Annotated in this window: 14 protein-coding genes and 1 pseudogene; 9 read left to right on the top strand and 6 right to left on the bottom strand. The window is 41.6% G+C overall.

Translation table 11 applies throughout. The features are described 5' to 3' along the window. The first annotated feature begins 74 nt into the window (after positions 1-74). The 4 genes and pseudogenes from RM553_RS11920 to RM553_RS11905 all read left to right on the top strand — a co-directional run bounded on the left by RM553_RS11920 (position 75) and on the right by RM553_RS11905 (position 3577). Complete coding sequence (locus RM553_RS11920; RefSeq protein ID WP_311535158.1) at positions 75-743, top strand: toxin-antitoxin system YwqK family antitoxin; 669 nt, start codon at positions 75-77, stop codon at positions 741-743. Positions 744-789: 46 nt separating this feature from the next. Further along, positions 790-1227, top strand: coding sequence for a lipocalin-like domain-containing protein (locus tag RM553_RS11915; RefSeq protein ID WP_311535157.1), 438 nt, complete (start codon positions 790-792; stop codon positions 1225-1227). Positions 1228-1405: 178 nt separating this feature from the next. Then, positions 1406-2611: pseudogene (gene mnmA, locus RM553_RS11910) on the top strand (tRNA 2-thiouridine(34) synthase MnmA); the annotation flags it as partial. A gap of 21 nt (positions 2612-2632) precedes the next feature. Further along, positions 2633-3577, top strand: a complete 945-nt coding sequence (locus tag RM553_RS11905; RefSeq protein WP_311535156.1) for an NAD(P)H-dependent flavin oxidoreductase — start codon at positions 2633-2635, stop codon at positions 3575-3577. Here RM553_RS11905 and RM553_RS11900 read toward each other — a convergent pair. Genes RM553_RS11900 through guaA form a run of 4 tightly spaced genes read right to left on the bottom strand, consistent with a single transcriptional unit; the run spans position 3574 to position 8067 of the window. Continuing rightward, positions 3574-4116 (bottom strand): DUF922 domain-containing protein, encoded by a 543-nt coding sequence (locus RM553_RS11900; RefSeq protein WP_311535155.1) that lies wholly within the window; start codon positions 4114-4116, stop codon positions 3574-3576. The two genes, RM553_RS11905 and RM553_RS11900, sit on opposite strands and share 4 nt — an antisense overlap. Further along, complete coding sequence (locus RM553_RS11895; RefSeq protein ID WP_311535154.1) at positions 4116-4517, bottom strand: OsmC family protein; 402 nt, start codon at positions 4515-4517, stop codon at positions 4116-4118. Before RM553_RS11895 ends, RM553_RS11900 begins: the two co-directional genes overlap by 1 nt. Beyond that, positions 4507-6504 carry an amino acid ABC transporter substrate-binding protein gene (locus RM553_RS11890; protein WP_311535153.1) on the bottom strand — a complete coding sequence of 666 codons (1998 nt, stop codon included), beginning with the start codon at positions 6502-6504 and terminating at the stop codon, positions 4507-4509. The genes RM553_RS11895 and RM553_RS11890 overlap by 11 nt, the downstream gene beginning before the upstream one ends. Before the next feature lie 33 nt (positions 6505-6537). After that, positions 6538-8067 (bottom strand): glutamine-hydrolyzing GMP synthase, encoded by a 1530-nt coding sequence (gene guaA, locus RM553_RS11885; protein WP_311535152.1) that lies wholly within the window; start codon positions 8065-8067, stop codon positions 6538-6540. A gap of 84 nt (positions 8068-8151) precedes the next feature. Between guaA and RM553_RS11880 the strand changes: the two genes are divergently transcribed. Beyond that, positions 8152-8877: an SIMPL domain-containing protein gene (locus RM553_RS11880; RefSeq protein WP_311535151.1), complete on the top strand. Its 726-nt coding sequence runs from the start codon at positions 8152-8154 to the stop codon at positions 8875-8877. A 346-nt stretch (positions 8878-9223) separates the two neighbouring features. Here the strand turns inward: RM553_RS11880 and RM553_RS11875 are convergent, their stop codons facing one another. Beyond that, positions 9224-10588: a pyridoxal phosphate-dependent decarboxylase family protein gene (locus RM553_RS11875; protein ID WP_311535161.1), complete on the bottom strand. Its 1365-nt coding sequence runs from the start codon at positions 10586-10588 to the stop codon at positions 9224-9226. Positions 10589-10595: 7 nt separating this feature from the next. Then, positions 10596-12215, bottom strand: a complete 1620-nt coding sequence (gene bshC, locus RM553_RS11870) for a bacillithiol biosynthesis cysteine-adding enzyme BshC (RefSeq protein WP_311535150.1) — start codon at positions 12213-12215, stop codon at positions 10596-10598. A 224-nt stretch (positions 12216-12439) separates the two neighbouring features. Between bshC and RM553_RS11865 the strand changes: the two genes are divergently transcribed. From RM553_RS11865 to RM553_RS11850, 4 genes are all read left to right on the top strand, one after another. Next, the gene (locus tag RM553_RS11865; RefSeq protein WP_311535149.1) at positions 12440-14935 is read left to right on the top strand and encodes a M14 family metallopeptidase; all 2496 of its coding nucleotides are present in this window, start codon (positions 12440-12442) and stop codon (positions 14933-14935) included. Between the two features lie 23 nt (positions 14936-14958). Beyond that, on the top strand, positions 14959-17778 hold the full coding sequence (locus RM553_RS11860; protein WP_311535148.1) for a M16 family metallopeptidase: 2820 nt from the start codon (positions 14959-14961) through the stop codon (positions 17776-17778). A 160-nt stretch (positions 17779-17938) separates the two neighbouring features. Then, on the top strand, positions 17939-18643 hold the full coding sequence (locus RM553_RS11855; RefSeq protein WP_311535147.1) for a TVP38/TMEM64 family protein: 705 nt from the start codon (positions 17939-17941) through the stop codon (positions 18641-18643). Between the two features lie 89 nt (positions 18644-18732). Next, a complete protein-coding gene (locus RM553_RS11850) occupies positions 18733-20034 on the top strand; it encodes an erythromycin esterase family protein (protein WP_311535146.1) in 1302 nt (433 codons plus the stop codon). Positions 20035-20036: the final 2 nt, after the last annotated feature.

Below are 20036 nucleotides of genomic sequence, written 5' to 3'. Positions count from 1 at the left end.
TATTTTTTCCGGACATTTCTTCGGAAGAATACTAAACCTGAAATTTTATAGTTTAAAAAAAGAACTCCAATTTTATGAAGTATTCTGTTTTCATTTTTCTTTCAGTTTTCATACTTCAAAAGGCGTTTTCCCAAAAAGCCCCCAATGCTTATGATAATGAAGGCAAACGGCACGGGCTGTGGAAAGTCTTTTTTGAAGGCACAAATCAACCAAAATTTGAAGGAAATTTTGAACACGGTCAGGAAGTGGGAAAATTCAGTTTTTATAAAAAAGGTTTTCCTGAACATCCTTCCGCTGTTATGAATTTCGAAAAAGATAAAGATTCCATCCAGGTCACCTACTTTACCCAAAAGGGAGAACCCATAAGTACCGGTAAAATGGTCGATAAAAAAAGAGAAGGAAAATGGGTGTATTATCACCAGTCTTCCCTGGATACTATGATGACTGAAGAATATAAACATGACAAACTTAATGGCCTTCAGAAAACATTTTTCAGAAATGGACAAGTAACCGAAGAGACCATGTACAACAACGACCTGAAAGATGGAAAAAGTTTTGTTTATTCTGAAGGCGGAACGCTACTGCAAAAATTAAATTTCAGAGAAGGCGAATTACAGGGCCCTGCAGAATATTATAATGCCAAAGGAGAGAAAATCATCGAAGGCCAATACAACAAAGATCGTAAGACCGGAACCTGGTATTATTTTGAAAATGGGGAAGTTAAGAAAGAAAAAGAATACTAATTTTGATATAATTCCAATATATTTGCAATAATTAAAATTAATTGTTATGAAGAAATTTTTTGTTTTATTCGTTTCCATGATCGTCTTTACGGCATGTAGTGATGATGATGATTCTGGTGTTGAAGGCGAAAATGATATTGTTGGCAGGTGGTACTTGGCTGAAGTAAACAACAGCGGCTCCTTAGATTATGAAGTGAACGACTGTACCAGCCAATCATATATAGATTTCATGGCCAATAATACCGCCGATTCCATGTTTTATTCTGAAGTAGAAGGCGAATGCGTGGCATCTGAAGATAGTGGAACCTGGGAGAAGGCATCAGGAGATTCCCGATATACTTTTTTATTGCCTTTTGCTGAAGAGCTGGGGCCATTAACAGGTGAAGTACGATTTAATGAAGAAATGGATAGGTTCACCTTTTACCCAGATTTCTTTACTTCGTTGGGAACCAATATCGTCTTTGAAAAGCCAAGACCGCTTTAAATTCAAACATACTGGTGGCTTTCGCCACCTTTTTTTATTTCGTAATTTTACGCTGAATTTTCCGACTTTACAGGAGCATGATAAAAGAAGCGGGAAGAACTTCTCCTGCGAGGTTTCAAAAACCTCGTAGGTATTATAAAATTGGAAGTCATAAAATTCTAATGGGACGCTTCATAAGGAAATAAAAGAAAAAATTATGAAAAAAGTAGTTGTTGGGTTATCCGGAGGTGTGGATTCAAGCGTTTCGGCTTATCTCCTGCAGCAGCAGGGATACGAGGTTATTGGCCTGTTTATGAAAAACTGGCATGATGATTCTGTGACTATTTCAGACGAATGCCCCTGGCTGGACGACAGTAACGATGCTATGATGGTTGCCGAAAAACTTGGCATTCCTTTTCAAACAGTAGATCTTAGCGAGCAATACAAGGAGCGGATTGTTGATTATATGTTCAACGAGTACGAACGTGGCAGGACCCCAAATCCCGATGTGCTGTGCAACCGTGAAATAAAATTTGACGTTTTTATGAAGATTGCCCTTTCCCTGGGCGCAGATTACGTGGCTACAGGACATTATTGCCGCAAAGGAGAACTTCAGCAAAATGGAGAAACTATTTATCAACTGCTTGCAGGAAAAGACAATAATAAAGACCAGTCTTACTTTCTTTGCCAGTTAACCCAGGAGCAACTGGCAAAAAGCCTTTTTCCAATCGGGGAATTGCAAAAATCTGAAGTCCGCAAAATTGCCAAAGAGCAAAATCTGGTTACGGCAGATAAAAAAGACTCCCAGGGCTTATGTTTCATCGGAAAAGTAAGGCTGCCGGATTTTCTTCAGCAGAAATTACAGCCTAAAGAAGGGGCTATTGTAGAAATTGAAGCTGAAAAAGATTGTTATTCCGCAGAAAAAAAAGAATTTAATTCTAAAATTGAAGAATTAAAGCACCTTTCCGAAAAATACAAATATGCCGCTACAGATGGCAAAGTGGTGGGAAAACACCAGGGTGCTCATTATTTTACAAAAGGCCAGCGTAAAGGTTTGGCTGTTGGCGGCACCCCGGAACCATTATTTGTAATTGATACCGATGTGGAAGAAAACATTATCTATACCGGCCAGGGGAAAAACCATCCCGGGATTTACAGGAAAGCGCTTTTTGTGAACAATGATGAAGTACATTGGGTAAGAAAAGACCTTGCCCTTAAAGCCGATGAAGAACTGGAGGTGAAAGCCCGAATTCGTTACCGCCAGCCATTGCAGGATGCAAAGCTATATCAAACGGAAAACGGGATGTATATCGTCTTTGAAGAACCCCAGGCTTCCATTACCGAAGGGCAGTTCGTGGCATGGTATCACGGGGATGAGTTATTGGGTTCCGGAGTTATTTCTTAACTTCAGAAAAAAGAATTCTTCATGTCCCAAAACAGAATTACCAAACTTTTTAAGATAAAATATCCTTTAATCCAGGCGGGAATGGTCTGGGCCAGTGGCTGGAAACTTGCCAGCGCGGTAAGTAACGCCGGCGGACTGGGAATTATTGGTTCAGGATCTATGTATCCCGATATTTTACGGCAGCACGTAAGAAAATGCAAAGAAGCTACAAATAATCCATTTGCTGTAAATGTTCCTATGCTTTATCCTAATGTGGAAGAGATTATAGAGATAATCATAGAAGAAAAAGTGCCCATTGTTTTTACTTCTGCCGGGAACCCCAAAACCTGGACAAAGCATTTACAGGAACAAGGAATAACAGTGGTTCATGTGGTGAGCAGCCTGAAGTTTGCTTTAAAATCCCAGGAAGCAGGCGTTGATGCTGTGGTTGCTGAAGGTTTTGAAGCGGGTGGCCATAACGGCCGGGATGAAACCACTACGTTTACACTAATCCCATTGGTAAAGGAAAAACTGGAAATTCCGCTTATTGCTGCCGGGGGAATTGCCACCGGACGCGGAATGTTGGCAGCGATGGTTTTGGGAGCAGATGCTGTACAAATTGGCAGCCGGTTTGTGGCTTCCAACGAGGCTTCTTCACATCAAAAATTTAAAGAGCTAGTTGTGAATTCGCAGGAAGGAGATACCGTGCTTACTTTAAAAGAACTTGCGCCTGTACGGCTGCTAAAAAATAAGTTCTACCAGGATATTCAGCAATTGTACCGTAAAAATCCGCAAAAAGAAGAGCTTATTAAGTTACTTGGCAGGGCCAGGGCGAAAAGAGGAATGTTTGAAGGTGACCTGGAAGAAGGCGAACTTGAAATTGGGCAAATTTCAGGATTGATACATGAAATAAAACCCGCTGCTGAAATTGTAAAGGAAATAATTGAAGATTTTGAAAAAGCCAAAGCGGAAGTAGCGAGTTTTTAATCGGCGTAAGCCTGGTACTCCTCAAGCTCCTGCTTTACAAATTCCCGCCATTTCATTTCTGCTTCCCTTATTTTACTATGATTGGTTTCTGCGTCAAATTCCCTTTGCATAGTTACCTGCTGTTGCTCGTATTTCTTGTAAAGCGCAACTAAATCTTTCTTTAGGTTTTTACCAATTGTATAGTTGGACAGTGCTTTTCGGAACATCCTCGCATGAAGTTCAGCAATATCAAAATGCAGCTGTTCATGTGCCAACAGATATTCTTTATTGTCTATTTCCTTCTTCCAGGAAAGTTGTGGATAGAAATAACTTTCTATAACATAATTTAATTCGGTAGAACCATCTCTCTCGGAATAATTATAAGAAAAGCTTATTCCCGCGTTGGTATTTGCCTTAAAAGGGCTTAGGGCATTAGGTTTGCCTTTAAAATCTGTCCACACCAGAGGCTGGTTTTCTTCCCACTTTATTTTTTCCTTTTCTTTCTGGGAAAAACAGGAAATACTGGAAATAAGGCAAATGAATAAAAAAATCCTGATCATTATCTGTAAAGAAAACTAATGTCTTTTTCAATATCTGGATGAAGGCTGTGCAGGACAGGACAATTTCTGGCAGTATTCTCAAGGATCTTCTTTTCTTTTTCCTCAAAATCACCTTTAAATTCAATTACTACTTCAATTATAGAAATCCGGCGTGGCTCGGCCGCCATGGTTTTAGTTACTGAAGCTGTGGCACCGGCAATATCAATTTCCATAGCTTCAGCCTTAATTCCCATTACGGTAAGCATACAGGTTGCAAGCGCTGTGGCAACAGTATCTGTAGGAGAAAAAGCTTCTCCTTTGCCATGATTATCAACAGGTGCATCGGTAATCATTTTGGCCCCGCTTTGAAGATGTTCTGCCTCGGTTCTAAGGCCGCCCTGGTATATTACTTTAGAAGTCATTTTCCACACTTAGAGTTAAATCGGGATTTATACGCATAATGTAAACTGCATCATTATGAAAACCTCCTCCCGATCTTGGAAGGTAATGGAATTTATTTTCATAATATTCGGTGTAGCCTTTAAAGCGTTCAAAAGAATCATAAAGGTCTTCTGAAGTAGCTAACCTAAGCAACACATCCAGGGTAAGATCATAACCCCTTACCGCATATTGGTTAGGGTTTACGCCATACTTTTCGGTATATTCCTCAATAAATTCTTTTGAAGAATTCCCATCAAATTCCTTATCTACAGAAGGATAACGGAATTTAAGCCGGGCGAGATGTTCATTTGCCACATTATCATTGTCATAACCATTTCCTTTGTTGGTGGTAAGTAAACTGATATTCTTATTCCTGGCCAGGCGGTTTAAACCTGAAGTTACGCTGTTCAAAATCCCTACATTATCAGATTCCAGGATTACCCAGTTTTCGCGGTTGGGAGCTAAAGCGGCATCCATGGCACTTTCAGAAACATATCCTTCAGATGGATTTACAAACTTGGCATCGGGAAAAATACGGCCCAACCTGCTTTTTATCTCATAATTTTTCCCGTCTGCGATCACCACCACATTTTTATTATGAGCATTCTTTTGCAAATAATTCAGCATGGCATCCACCAGCATTTCATCTGTGGGACGAGATTGAAACAGGTTCATATAAGGCTTCATAGCCTTATTGGAAAGCGGACTGATTACCGGGACATTTTCTGCGGAAAGCTTTGCTGCAGCGGCTTCTGTAGAAGTCTGAAAAAACGGACCGATAACCGCATCCACATTGCTGAAGTTATGCGTATTGATAATGTTGTTCACTTCCCGGGCACCATTGTTTGTATCGTATTTTGTATCGTACACCCTCAAATTTGTAGAAATCCCCAACTCCTTCGCCTCTTCCACCGCCATTAAAACTCCGCTGTAAAAATCAAGGGAAATGCGCAGCACCCTGTCATTTAAAATCGCGTTTTTATAGGTATTCGTAGAATCTGTTTCTATTCTGTTTAAATTATACGGCAACATGAGCACCAGTTCCTTTGTTTCAAAATTGGAAATGTTACTTTTAAGGTCTACACTTTTTTCTGAAGCCTCTGCAAAATCATCTATATTTAAATCGCTGGTATTGGTATCTGGGTCTGCAGGAATTTTCAAGACCATACCCGATTTTACACCATCTTCAAGGGCAGGATTTAAGGCGATGAGGGAATCTTTATCTATACCAAATTTTTGTGTAAGCCTGAAAAAATTTTCCTTTGGCTTTACCTCGTAAAATTCAAAAGTCTTATCGGTAATAATTACCGAATCATCAAGAACATTTGTTCCCACTTTAAGCATGATACCAGGCTGAAGCACGCCCACTTTCGGGTTCATTTCTTCCAGTTCCTGTACCGTAAGGCCATATTTACGGGCTATTCCATATTTGGTCTCCTTGGGAAGCACCACATGTTCCCTGGTGTTGCGGGTATCTTGCGGATTTATTCCGCTTGTACCTGATGATGACGCGTTAGTACTTTTGGTGGTGCTGCTGACCACTGCTGAATTTTTTCCAGCAGCTGGCGTGGCTTTTACCGGAATACGAATTTCTTCCCCGGTTTGAAGCTCTTCAGAATATAGGTGCTTGTTGTAGCGCTTTATCTCATCAATTTCCACATTGTACTGCTGGGAAAGGCCAAAAAGAGTTTCTTTCCTCGCCACTTTATGCGTCACAAAAGTTACAGGTTCTTCTTCTGATGCGGTCTCGCCCGAAGATGTAAGAGGAATAACGAGTTTTGCCGAAGCATCTATCCCGCTTTTAGCATCGGGGTTATATTTATAAATATCTTCTTTGGTAATGTTATAGGTACGGGCAATACTGCTAACCGTTTCACCCGGTGCCACGGTATGATATTTAAATTGCTGGGCCACAGCTTCAGAAGTAAAAATCTGAAACATTAAACACAACGCCAAAAGGTATTTCATCTTCAATATTTTTTAGAGTTCAAACAACAGCATCTATTCCCATTCTATGGTGGCAGGCGGTTTTGAACTTATATCATAAACTACTCTGTTAACGCCTTTCACCCGGTTAATTATTGTGTTGGAAGTTTTTTGCAGAAATTCATAAGGCAAATTAACCCAATCTGCCGTCATACCATCGGTAGATTCTACTGCCCTTAAAGCCACTACCTGCTCGTAGGTGCGCTCATCTCCCATTACTCCCACAGACTGCACGGGAAGGAGGATTGCTCCTGCCTGCCAAACCTTATCGTACAACATCCAGTCCCTGAGTCCCTGAACAAAGATATGGTCTACTTCCTGCAAAATTCTCACCTTTTCTGCAGTAATATCTCCCAGGATTCTAATCGCAAGCCCCGGTCCGGGAAAGGGATGCCTGCCAAGCAACTCCGGGTCTATACCCAATTCTTTTCCCACACGCCTCACCTCATCTTTAAAAAGCATCCTTAGCGGCTCCACCACCTTAAGCTTCATGAAATCCGGCAATCCCCCAACATTGTGATGGGATTTAATAGTTACCGAAGGGCCATTTACCGAAACAGATTCAATCACATCAGGATAAATAGTACCCTGGGCGAGATAAGTAACCTCAGTAATTTCATGCGCTTCATCATCAAAAACCTCAATGAAGGTATTTCCTATCGCTTTCCGCTTTAATTCCGGATCGCTTATTCCTGCAAGGGCATCCAGAAAGCGTACCGAAGCATCTACTCCCTTTACATTTAGCCCCATGTCTTTGTACTGATGAAGAACACTTTCGAATTCACCCTTACGCAGCAAGCCATTATTTACAAATATGCAATAAAGATTTTTCCCAATCGCCTGATTTAACAAAACGGCAGCAACTGTAGAATCCACTCCTCCGCTCAAGCCTAACACCACTTTGGCATCGCCTATTTTTTCCTGTAGTTCTGAAACTGTTAAATCTACAAAAGCTCCGGGCGTCCAGCTTTGCTCCACCCCGCTTATCCTAACGAGAAAATTCTCCAGAAGTTGCTTCCCGTCTGTAGAATGATAAACTTCAGGGTGAAACTGGATGGCAAAAGTTTGCTCTCCTTCAATTCTATAGGCTGCATTTAAAATATCTGTGGTACTTGCCAGGCGTACGGCATTTTCAGGCAAATCTCTAATCGTATCGCTATGGCTCATCCAAACCTGGGAATTCTCCAGGATATTTTCAAAAAGCGGCTCTTTATCTTTTATTACTGAAAGGTTGGCCCGGCCATATTCCCGGGTTTCAGAAGGCTCTACTTTTCCGCCGTGAAAATGGGCAAAATACTGTGCCCCGTAACACACTGCAAGAATTGGCAGTTTTCCCCTGATTTTGGAAAGATCGGGATGTGGTGCATCTTCTGCCCTTACTGAAAAAGGGCTACCAGAAAGAATAACCGCTTTAAAGCCGGAAAGATCATCAGGAACCTTATGGAAAGGATGAATTTCACAATAAATATTTAATTCTCTAACACGTCTCGCGATGAGTTGGGTATACTGCGAGCCGAAATCCAGGATAAGTACGTTATTTTGCATGCGCAAAAGTAAGAAATTGAGGTAAAAATAAAACAGCAATCCTATTATTTTATACCTTTAAAGCAGTCTGTTATCCCCATTATAATGAAATACATTAGCGCGATTATTTTCTCCATAGCCATTGTAGTGGCTGCGGTATTTTTAGGGAATTCCTATGTAAGCCGGGCAAATCCCGATGGCACCATTTCGGTAACCGGGTCTGGAAGTGAAAATTTCACTTCAGACCTTATTGTCTGGGAAGGGCAATTCAGCCGTATGAGCCCCAATCTCGAACAGGCTTATAAAGAGCTAAACAATGACAAAGAAACAGTAAGACAATATTTAATCAACAAAGGAATTAAGCCGGAAAATATTGTTTTTAATTCGGTCCAAACCAATGAGCAAAGGGAGAACCAGTATCAAAATGGCAATTATGTTGGCAGCATTTTTAAAGGCTATGAACTTATTCAAACCGTTAAAATTGAATCGACTGATGTGGAACTTATCGAAAATGTTTCCCGGGAAATTACCGAACTGCTAAACAAAGGGGTACAGTTTAACTCCACTCCGCCGCGGTATTACTACACCAAAATAGCCGATTTAAAGATTGAAATGATTTCCAAAGCTACTGAAGATGCGCGGCTGCGTGCCGAGAAAATAGCCGAAAACAGCGGTGGCAATCTTGGGGAACTGAAACGTGCCGACATGGGTGTTTTCCAGATCACCGGCCAAAACAGCGGGGAAGATTACAGCTGGAGCGGGGCTTATAACACTGCCGATAAGCGAAAAACCGCTTCTATTACCATGCGTCTGGAATATGAAATAGATTAACCACCCCACAAAAACAGCTCCGTCCCATTTCAGGGAAGGTGGATTTATCTTCAGCAGAAGATAAAGACGAAAGAGTAAAAAATACTCCTTCAAATTTCAAAGCCACTTACCTGTAAAAGTGCATTTCAGTTTGGCCACCCCGCCCTGCGCCATTTTGCCCAACTTTGTCATTCAGGCGTCCCCTCCCTGAAAAAAGGAGGGGAACACAAAAATATTATTCTTGCATTCGTGGTAATAAGTTGTAAAATTACAAACAATCAAAAAGCTCCTTCCCTTTTAAGGGAAGGTGGAGTTATCTTCGGGAGAAGATAAAGACGGAAGGGTACTTTAAAACCTTACACTTTTTTTACTCCATCGTATCAAGGATCAGGTCTATATCCTCTTCAGTAGTATCAGGATTAATAAAGCAAAAACGAGAGACGGTTTCCTTTTTCCATTTTGTGGGAGTCACCAGGGCAAAGCCGCCCCTGTGATTTTTATAGGTCCATTCCCGGTAATGTTCCGCAGCCCAGCCCTTTCTTCGAAATAAGACTACAGAAAGGCTTGGAGGCCTCACCAGTTCCAGGTTTCCCCTTTCTTCTATTTTTCTGGCAGCAATCTGAGCCAGCTCAATTCCCCTTTCAATGGCCTGCCGGTATTTGTTAGTTCCGTGCATAGCCAGTGAAAACCATAAGGGCATACCTCGTACCCTGCGCGTAAGCTGAATTTGATAATCTGCGGGATTAAAACCCTGTGCACCTTCATCCCTGAAAATCTCCAGATAAGAACCTTCCTGCGCATGGGCATTTTTAGCCAATTCCAGGTTTTTATAAATTACGGCGCCACAATCGTAAGGTGAAAAAAGCCATTTATGAGGGTCTATAGTTATACTGTCTGCCCTTTCTATTCCTTTAAAAAGGTGCCTAACAGAGGTGGCAGCCAATGCGCCTCCACCGTAAGCGCAGTCTACATGAAACCAGATATTTTCTTTTTCACATACCTCTGCTATGCTATGTAGCTCATCGATTATACCCGCATTTGTGGTGCCACCGGTAGCCACCACTGCAAAAAGCCTTTTCCGGTCTTTCTCTTCCAGTTCATCCATGGCATTTTGAAGTTCACGGCCGGTCAGGTATTCTTCCTCACAATCTATCATTACCACATCGGCATCTATAACCTTGGCCATTGCCTGGATAGAACTATGCGCACCATGGGAAGTGAGTAGTAGTGCCTTTACCCCCACATTTGCTGAATTTCTTGCCCGCCATTCTTCCCTTGCAGCCACCATTGCAGAAAGATTGGCTGCTGTACCGCCACTGGTAAAAACACCAAAAGCACCATCTGGCAATCCCGTAAGGGAAACCAGCCATCTCATAGCCTGATTCTCGCAAAAGATCCCGCCGGCACCTTCCATCCAGTAAGCCCCGTGAATACTTGAGGCCGAAGTAACCAAATCAAACATTATTGCCGCCCTTGTTGGAGCCGCCGGCACAAAAGCTAAATGCCGCGGATGATCTATTGGCACGGTGGCTTTTACCAGCACATCCCGGAAAAGCTTAAAAGCATTTTCACCACCAATACCTTCGGGAGTGATGGTTTGTCCCACAATTTTTAGTAAATCATCTTCTTTTTTAGGTGCCCCCATTTCGGGAGTCACATTGGAGATACGGTCTATGGTGTATTTCATGACATCCAGGGTCATTTCCACCAGGTCCATATCTATGGTGTGCATCTTATTTTTATTCTTGTCCAAAAGTCAAAATTTTAAAGTTTTCGTCTAGCGGATTTAAATTTTCAATTAAAGTATGGATGAACTTCTCCCCGAATTCAGCATAAAATTCTGAAAAATTTGCCTGGCGTTCCTGCAGGCTGCCATTTGGAAAGAGTTCATTTTGAAGTTTTGCAATCCTGGTTACCTCATCTTTCAGCTTGCGCTTCTGCGCCTTTAAAAGACGTTTTTCCAGATGCTCCAAACCTTTTATTTGCTTCACTTCCTGGGCTTTTACAGCACCAAGAAAAGATTTATCGGTCTTTTCAGCCAATTCATACATTTGCTGAAACTGCTGCTTCAAATGTTCTTTCTGCGGACTGAAATCAATATCTATATCTGATATTTTCCTCACTTTTCTATTGATAAGCTCATGCTGCTTCAGAAAAAGCTCTTTATTTGAAATATTGAGGTTCTCCCTTTTTTTTCTTTGCTTACCCGACTGGACCAAAGCAGAATTCCGCAGAAGTAAAATTGGAAAAGGCACCTTTTCAGCTTCAAAATAACTTTTCAGCTCAAACCAGTATGCAAGTTCCCCGCCTCCACCTATATAGCAAAGGTTTGGAAGAACAATTTCCTGGTATAACGGCCGCATCACTACATTTGGACTAAAGCGTTCGGGAAATTCTTCCAGTTCTGCAAAAAGTTCTTCCCTGCTCCACTGGATATCTTCCCTTTCATGAACATAGAAAATATTTTCCCGCTCTATAATTCTTTCCCTGAATTCTTCGGTTAGATAAAACAAGTTTATCTCCCGGGGGTTTACCTGTACGTTATATCCAAGGCCTGCCAAAGCTTCGGCTGTTTTTGAGGTTTTTTCATGGGAAATTTGCTTAAAAAGCTCATTTTCAGCATATGGAATAAACAACTTTTTTAGCTTTTTTTCCTGGGCATCCAGAATCACCAGTCCGTGCTCTTTAAATAACTCATTCGCTAAAAAACGGGTGGCATCGGTAAGATTATCATGTTGCAGGTAAGCTTTTTCAAATAAATTCTTCAGAAAATCTGCATCTTTTCCCACTCCTATTTCCGCGGAAAAAAGCTTGAAAACTTCCTGCAGGCCTTCCGTAGAAAGATAACCCACCGCAGTTTTCCCTGCTTTTTCCTGAGTACTGTTCCATTTAAATTTCTTGCCTTTTAAGTTGAAAAAATTGATTTCCTCAAAATCATGATCTTCCGTGGCCATCCAGTAAACTGGCACAAAATGATTTTCTGGATACTTTTCTTTGAGCAACCGTGTAAGATTTATGGTAGAAATAATTTTGTAAACGAAGTACAGCGGACCGCTAAAAAGATTGAGCTGGTGACCCGTGGTCACCGTAAAGGTATTTTCATCGCCGAGCGATTTAATATTCGCTGCCGTTGCCGCGGAAATTTCAAGATTTTGATACTGCTCTTCCAATACCTCAACCAGCGCCTGCCGATTCTCTATTGGAAATGAATTTTTCTTTTCCTTAATCTGATCTCCAAAATTATCAATTTCAGGATAGCGGTTGTAGAAATTCTTTAATTCTTCTTTCCGGTCCAGGTAATCAAGAATTAATCTGGAAAAATAATTAGTTTCGGAATAAGGAATACATTCTGAGGGCATGCGCTTTAAACAATTTTCGGGTAAAGATAAGGCCTTTTGAACAGTATTATAAAATCTCTTTGGATTTAAGATTTATTAACAGAAAGAAAAAAATTAAAAATTCATTTAAAAAAAACAGGCAGAATTCCGCTATCTGTAATTTTAATCCATTTCTCAAAATATAGGAGTCCATTTAACGCACGCTGCATTATATTTACGGCAGTCAATAATCATTTTTACTTTACATGAAGAAATTTTTACCTGTTTTCGCATTACTTTTTATTTTTCAAATTTTACAAGCACAACAATCTCCTGAAGAATTTTTAGGCTATGAACTGGGTACAAATTTTACCCGTCATGCCGATGTGGTAAACTATTTTGAACATGTTGCAACATCTTCGCCCCTGGTACAATATCAGCAATATGGAAAAACCAACGAAGGAAGGCCGCTCACTTATGCCGTTATTTCTTCGGAAGAAAACCTGGGAAATCTTGAAAATATCAGGAAAAACCACCTGCAAAGCGCCGGCCTGGCCGAAAATTCTTCTTCCGCAGAGCCAGATAAAGCCATTGTTTGGCTGAGTTACAACGTTCACGGGAACGAAGCTTCCAGTACAGAAGCTGCCATGGCCACTCTTTATAATTTAATAACAGAACACAGGGATTGGCTGCAAAATACGGTGGTAATTATAGACCCGTGCGTGAATCCCGATGGGCGCGACAGGTATGTAAACTGGTACAACCAGGTTAAAGCCGACCCATATAATCCGGCCCAATCTGCCACCGAACATCATGAGCCATGGCCCGGGGGCAGGCCAAACCATTATTTATTCGACTTAAACCGCGACTGGGCCTGGGCCACACAGGTGGAAACCCGTGAACGGCTGAAAGTTTACAACCAATGGATGCCGCACATACATGTGGATTTTCATGAGCAGGGCATTAACGAACCTTATTATTTTGCGCCTGCGGCAGAACCTTTTCACGAAATTATAACTCCTTTTCAGAAAGAATTTCAGACGAAAATCGGGAAAAACAATGCCCGGTATTTTGATGAAGAAGGCTGGCTGTTTTTTACAAAAGAACGTTTTGATTTACTGTATCCCAGCTACGGCGACACCTATCCTACTTACATGGGCGCAATAGGAATGACCTTTGAACAAGCCGGACATGGGCGTGCGGGATTGGGAATAATTACTGATGAAGGATATGTGCTTACCTTAAAAGACAGGCTTGCCCACCATTTTACTACCGGAATTTCCACAGTGGAAGTTGCTTCGCAAAACGTAAAGGAACTAAGCGACAACTTTGGCGAATATTTTGCAAATACTGGTAACAATACATTTAGATATAAAAGCTATGTCCTTAGCGGAAGTGAGGACCAACTTGCCGCTGTAAAAGAACTGCTGGACCGTCATGATATAAGATATGGCTACACCGGGCAGCAACGCATAAAAGGCTACAGTTATGATACCGGTAAAAATGGAAGCATGGATGCTTCAGAAAATGCGCTGGTGGTGAGCACCAGCCAGCCAAAAGGAAAAATGGCGAAGGTTCTGCTGGAACCGGCAACCAAATTAAATGACTCCCTTACTTATGATATCACCGCGTGGAGCCTGCCGTATGCTTATGGAATGGATGCCATTGCCAGTAACCGCAGCGTTTCCACAACTTCGAAAACAGTTTCAAATCCCGTCAGCAATACCGCTAATCCTTCAGGAGCGGGTTATATTTCAAAATGGGGCAGTATGCAGGATGCACGTTTTCTGGCAGATTTAATTAAGGCGGAAGTTAAAGTGCGTTTTTCCGAAGTGCCCTTCAGCAGTGAAGGAAAAGAATTTGAGCGTGGAAGTTTGATCATCACGAAAAGCGATAACCGCAGCCTCGAAAATTTTGACCGGAAAGTGGTGGAAATTGCCAACAAACATAGCCGCCAGCTCATTACCGCCAGCACAAGTTTTGCCGGCAGCGGACCAGATTTTGGTTCTCCCGAAGTAAAGCTCATAAATAAACAAAGAATTGCCGTTTTAAAAGGTGAAGGTACCTCCTCCCTTAATGTTGGCGAAGTATGGCATTTTTTTGAACAGGACTTAAATTATCCTGTTACCCGCATAGATACAGATTATTTTGAAAATGTGGATCTTTCTCCATTCGATGTGCTCGTTGTGCCTGAAGGTTACTATGGCCGCATTTTTGATGATCCTGTCCTGGATAAAATTACAGGCTGGGTAAGAAATGGCGGAAAACTGATCGCCATAGGAAGTGCAACGGGATATTTTAGCGACAGGGATGGATTTTCCCTTAAAAGCAAAAAAACCCGGCCTGTTGAGGATACGGCAACTACAGGAAACCTGGTTCCTTACAGCCAGCGCGAAAGAGAACGTATAAAAAAAACCATTACAGGTAGTATCATAAAAACCAAGGTAGATAATACACATCCTATGGCTTTTGGCTATAAAGACGTATATTTTAGTCTGAAGCTGGACAGCGACAGCTATCAATTGCTTAATGATGGCTACAATGTGGCTTATATCCAGGAGCTGGATGTGGTAGCTGGCTTTACCGGAAGTGAAGCCACAAAAAACCTGGAAAATTCGGTAATTTTTGGAGAAGAGAGATTAGGAAGCGGTAGTGTTATTTACCTTGTGGATAATCCGCTTTTCAGGAATTTCTGGGAAAACGGCAAACTGTTTTTTGTAAATTCTATCTTCTTTGTAAACAACAATAAGTTCAGACTTTAATTCTTATAATCCTTATTTAATCAATGACTATATCAAGATTTTTATACCTTTTTGTTTTCATCTCTGGCATTACGCTATCCGCTCAGGAAAACCCGGAAAAATTTAATGTGGATTTTGAATCATTCACCCTAAAGAACGGTTTGAATGTTATTCTTCATGTAGATAAATCTGACCCCGTGGTTGCCGTGGCCCTGACCGCCCATGTAGGTTCTGCCCGTGAAAAAGAAGGACGCACCGGGTTTGCGCATTTATTTGAACATTTGCTGTTCCTGGAATCTGAAAACCTGGGGAAAGGCGGGCTGGACAAAATGAGTGCAAGGATTGGTGGCTCTGGCGCCAATGGTTCTACCAGCAGAGACCGCACCAATTATTTCCAGACGGTGCCCAACGATGCCCTGGAAAAGATGATCTGGGCAGAAGCTGACAAACTGGGATACTTTATAAATACCGTAACCGAACCTGTGCTTGCCAAGGAAAAAGAGGTGGTAAAGAACGAAAAAAGGCAACGGGTAGATAATGCCCCATACGGGCATACCATGTATGTGATAGACAAAAACCTTTATCCCGAAGGCCATCCCTACAACTGGGAAGTGATAGGCTCCCTGGAAGACCTTCAAAATGCCACTTTACAGGATGTAAAAGATTTTTACAATAGATGGTATGTGCCAAATAATGTCACGCTAACTATCGCAGGAGATTTTGACAAAGCCCAGGCAAAGGAATGGGTTCATAAGTATTTTGACGAAATCCCTTCCGGAGAGGAGATAAAGCGCCAGGAGAAGCAACCTGTGAGCCTGGAGGAAACAAAGAAACTTTATTACGAAGACAATTTTGCCAATTTAGCAGAGCTTACCATGGCATGGCCTACGGTTTATTCTTATGCTGAAGATTCCTATGCGCTCGATTTGTTGACCACATATCTTTCAGAAGGAAAAAATGCGCCGCTTTATCAAAGCCTTGTTGAAGACAAACAACTTACCGGCAGGGTGAGTATGTACAATTACACCTCTGAACTTGCCGGGCAGCTAATGCTTCAGGTTACTGCCTATGATGGTAAAGATTTAGATTCAGTTAAAGCAGCCATTGAAGAAACCTTCGCGGAATTTGAAAAGGAAGGCATTCCGCAGAAGGATTTAAAAAGAATTAAAGCCGGCCAGGAAACCAACTTCTACAACAGTATTTCCAGTGTACTGGGAAAAGGTTTTCAGCTTGCACAATATAAGATTTTTGCCAATGACCCTAATTATATCAATAAAGAAGTAGACAAAATACTTGCCGTTACCGCGGAAGATGTGATGCGGGTATATGAAAAATACATAAAGGACAAGCCTTTTGTAGCGACCAGTTTTGTGCCAAAAGGCCAGGTGGAACTGGCTTTGGAAAATTCAGAAGAAGCCGAAGTTGTTGAAGAAAAAATTGTGGAAGGCGCTGAAGGAAACTTCGACCTTAATGCCGATGTGGCTTATGAGAAAACCCCTTCTTCGTTTGACCGGAGCGTAGAACCGCCATACGGGGAAAAACCGGAGCTAATTGAACCCGAAATCTGGAAAACCAACCTTCCTTCAGGCTTAAAAATCCTGGGAATAAGCAATACTGAGGTGCCTCTTGTAAAATTTTCACTGGAAATGCCGGGCGGACTTCTTCTGGAAAATGAAAATAAAGTCGGGGTTTCCAACCTGCTCGCAGAGATCATGACTAAAGGAACGGCGAATAAAACGCCCCGGGAACTTGAGGAAGCCATAGAACTTTTAGGCTCTGATATCCGGGTGAATGCCGGGGATGAAAAAATTACTTTAAGCGGGAGTACCCTGGCAAAAAACTACGACCAAACCATAGCCCTGGTAAAAGAAATCCTGCTGGAGCCAAGATGGGACGAAGAAGAATTTAAACTGGCAAAACAGCAGGTGTTAAGCAGGATCCAACAAATGAAAGCAGATCCCAACAGCATTGCCAGCAATGAATTTAGAAAAGTTATCTATGGGAAGGACAATATTCTTTCGCACAACAACCTGGGCACAAAAACTTCAGTAGAAAATATTAGGCTACAGGACCTTAAAGATTACTATAGCAATAATCTTTCCCCTTTAAGCGCTTCCTTTCTAGTGGTGGGAGCGCTGGATCAGGAGGAAGCTGTAGCGCCTATAAAAGGCCTGGCCGCCAACTGGCAGGTTAAAAACGTGGAAATTCCTGATCTGCCACAGCCGGAAATGCCGGAGCAATCCCAGGTATATTTTTACGATGTGCCTGGTGCAAAACAATCCATCTTCCGCTTTGGAACACCTGCCCTGGCTGCAAATGATGAAGATTTTTATCCTGCTGAAGTAATGAACTACAGGCTTGGCGGTGGTAGTTTTGCTTCACAACTCACCCAGGAACTAAGGGAAGGAAAAGGCTATACCTATGGAATACGTTCCGGGTTTTACGGAGATAAAAATACGGGGCCGTTTATGATTTCTACCGGCGTTCGTTCCAATATTACCGGGGATGCCGCCAAACTTATACAGGACATTCTGCAAAAATATCCTGAAAGTTTTAACCGGAACGATCTGGAGGTTACCAAAGGCTATATGATTAAAAGTAACGCCAGGAAGTTTGAAACGCTAAATTCCAAACTCGATATGCTTAGCGATATAAGCAATTATGGACTTGATAATGATTTTATTAAGCAACGGGAGGAAATGGTGGAAAATATGACCTTGCAGCAGATTAAAGAACTCGCCGAAAAATATGTGGATCCGGACAGGATGTATTATGTAATAGTGGGCGATGCTGAAACACAGCTGGAAAAACTTAAAGATCTTGGCTATGGAGAACCCATTCTGCTGAATCCTGAAGAAGAATAGATCCAGAAGAATTTTAAGATTGAAAAAGCAGTGCAGAAATTTGTCCCGCTTTTTTTATGCGGAAATTCTATGTTTGTGCATTCAAAGGCAAGTTTAAATTTTCTTTATAGGTACGCAAAGCAAGTTTTTAGTAGCTTTAATAGAAAATCTACGAACAGCTTTGAAGAAGCACACTTTGCCCAAATATCTATCATTCATCCTTTCCGGCACCATTATTCTCGGGCTTGTTTTTTCCTATTTTATTTTTCCTTCTTTTGAAGCCTTTATAGATGAGACGATAGGCGTAATCCTGAATGGAAATACTCAAGAAACCCATCAATATTTTCAGCAGTTTGGAATCTGGGGACCAATTGCCATTATCATCTTTATCATTCTTCAAATGTTCCTGATCTTTTTTCCTTCCTGGCTTCCTATTATTATTGCGGTTATGGCCTACGGTTTTTGGTGGGGCATCCTTATAGGTATGACCGGCGTGATGCTGGCTTCTGCAATTGGTTATTATATAGGCACCAAACTTGAAAATGTTGTCCGGAAGATAATAGGTGAGGAAAAACTTCAAAAAATGGATTTCTGGATTACCAATTATTCTTTCGTTTCCGTTATCCTTTTCCGTATTTCTCCTTTTCTTTCTAACGATTCTATAAGTTTTATAGCGGGCATCCTGGAGATGAAATTTAAAAAATTTATGCTGGCAACTTTTACTGGTATGCTTCCCCTGTCTATTGCTATCGCTTATTTTTCTGAAGATATTGATACCCTGGAAGACGGGATGTACTGGATTGGCGGTGCGGGGCTGGTTGCTTATGCCATTTACATTTTTATAGATGTGAGAAAAAGAAGAAATAAAACCGCTTCCGGCTCTTAGCCTTTATTTTTATGGTTTTTTTATAAGTCCGGTATTCGGCTTCCTTTTCCAAATTCCTTAACTTCAGGATAAACCAAAAACCCGGGAAGATGATATCTGTGAAGACTGAAAAAAAGGATTTGGAAAAATACTACCACCCCTTAAACAATTCCGAAGACCTGGACCCGTTACTGGAGAGAATTGGGGATTCCAGGTATATATTATTGGGCGAGGCCAGCCATGGCACGCATGAATATTATACCTGGCGGGCCAAAATTTCCAAACGCCTTATTGAAGAAAAAGGATTTTCTTTTATAGCTGTTGAAGGAGATTGGCCCGATTGTTATAAAATCAACAAATGGATAAAGGATTATCCAGATTCCGGAGAAAACATACAGGACGTTCTTAAGGAATTTGACCGCTGGCCAACCTGGATGTGGGCCAATTGGGAAATTGCCGCTTTTGCCAGCTGGCTTAAACAATACAACCGCGGCAGGGAAGACAAAAACAAAGCAGGATTTTATGGGCTGGATGTTTATAGCCTGTGGGATTCTATGGAAATTATCGTGGATTACCTGGAAAAGGAAGATCCCGAAACGGCTAAACTGGCAAAAAATGCCTTCCAGTGTTTTGAACCTTATAAAGCACGGGATTCGTATGCTTCCGTTTTTAGATCGGCTAAAGAAGGTTGCAAAGATGAAGTTATAAAGCTGCTGAAAGAGGTTCGGCAAAATTCCCATAAATATGATACAGAAAAGGAAGCCGATCTCAATGCTGAAATTAATGCCCTGGTGATGGCCAATGCTGAAAAGTATTATGAAGCCATGGCAGGTTTTGGCGATGATTCCTGGAATGTGCGTGACCGGCATATGGTGGAAACTTTAAACACGCTAATGGATTATCATGATGACAATGCTAAAGTAATTGTTTGGGAACACAACACCCATATTGGGGATGCCCGTGCCACGGGAATGGCTTCCAACGGCCTGCTGAATGTGGGGCAACTGGTAAGGGAGCAGCATAAGAAAGATGGCGTGGTGCTGGCAGGCTTCGGTTCTTATAAAGGCTCTGTGATGGCCGGAAACAGCTGGGGCGCTCCTATGAAGAAAATGCGTGTACCGGAGGGAATTGAAAACAGTCTTGAAAACTTCCTGCACCAATATGATCCTAAGGATAAACTCATCATTTTTGATGAAAACAAGGAATTAGCTGAAACCTTTTCAGAAAGAATAGGCCATCGGGCCATAGGAGTAGTTTACGATCCTGACTGGGAAAGGGGGAATTATGTGCCCTCAAAAGTTTCAGAACGTTATGACGCTTTTCTTTTTATAGATGAAACAAAAGCTTTACATCCTCTTAAACTAAAACCAAATGGTGAACTTATCCCGGAAACTTATCCTTTCGGGATATAAAT

Source organism: Autumnicola tepida, from assembly GCF_031846485.1.
GTDB classification, from domain to species: Bacteria; Bacteroidota; Bacteroidia; order Flavobacteriales; family Flavobacteriaceae; genus Autumnicola; species Autumnicola tepida.
This window is presented reverse-complemented; position numbering and strand designations above follow the sequence as displayed.

Excerpts from the sequence above, each read along its gene's own strand:
- RM553_RS11860 (WP_311535148.1), top strand. The coding sequence starts at position 14,959 with ATGACTATATCAAGATTTTTATACCTTTTTGTTTTCATCTCTGGCATT.
- RM553_RS11915 (WP_311535157.1), top strand. The coding sequence starts at position 790 with ATGAAGAAATTTTTTGTTTTATTCGTTTCCATGATCGTCTTTACGGCA.
- RM553_RS11880 (WP_311535151.1), top strand. The coding sequence starts at position 8,152 with ATGAAATACATTAGCGCGATTATTTTCTCCATAGCCATTGTAGTGGCT.
- RM553_RS11905 (WP_311535156.1), top strand. The coding sequence starts at position 2,633 with ATGTCCCAAAACAGAATTACCAAACTTTTTAAGATAAAATATCCTTTA.
- bshC (WP_311535150.1), bottom strand. The coding sequence starts at position 12,215 with ATGCCCTCAGAATGTATTCCTTATTCCGAAACTAATTATTTTTCCAGA.
- RM553_RS11895 (WP_311535154.1), bottom strand. The coding sequence starts at position 4,517 with ATGACTTCTAAAGTAATATACCAGGGCGGCCTTAGAACCGAGGCAGAA.
- RM553_RS11865 (WP_311535149.1), top strand. The coding sequence starts at position 12,440 with ATGAAGAAATTTTTACCTGTTTTCGCATTACTTTTTATTTTTCAAATT.
- RM553_RS11850 (WP_311535146.1), top strand. The coding sequence starts at position 18,733 with ATGATATCTGTGAAGACTGAAAAAAAGGATTTGGAAAAATACTACCAC.
- RM553_RS11890 (WP_311535153.1), bottom strand. The coding sequence starts at position 6,504 with ATGAAATACCTTTTGGCGTTGTGTTTAATGTTTCAGATTTTTACTTCT.
- RM553_RS11875 (WP_311535161.1), bottom strand. The coding sequence starts at position 10,588 with ATGCACACCATAGATATGGACCTGGTGGAAATGACCCTGGATGTCATG.
- guaA (WP_311535152.1), bottom strand. The coding sequence starts at position 8,067 with ATGCAAAATAACGTACTTATCCTGGATTTCGGCTCGCAGTATACCCAA.
- RM553_RS11920 (WP_311535158.1), top strand. The coding sequence starts at position 75 with ATGAAGTATTCTGTTTTCATTTTTCTTTCAGTTTTCATACTTCAAAAG.
- RM553_RS11900 (WP_311535155.1), bottom strand. The coding sequence starts at position 4,116 with ATGATCAGGATTTTTTTATTCATTTGCCTTATTTCCAGTATTTCCTGT.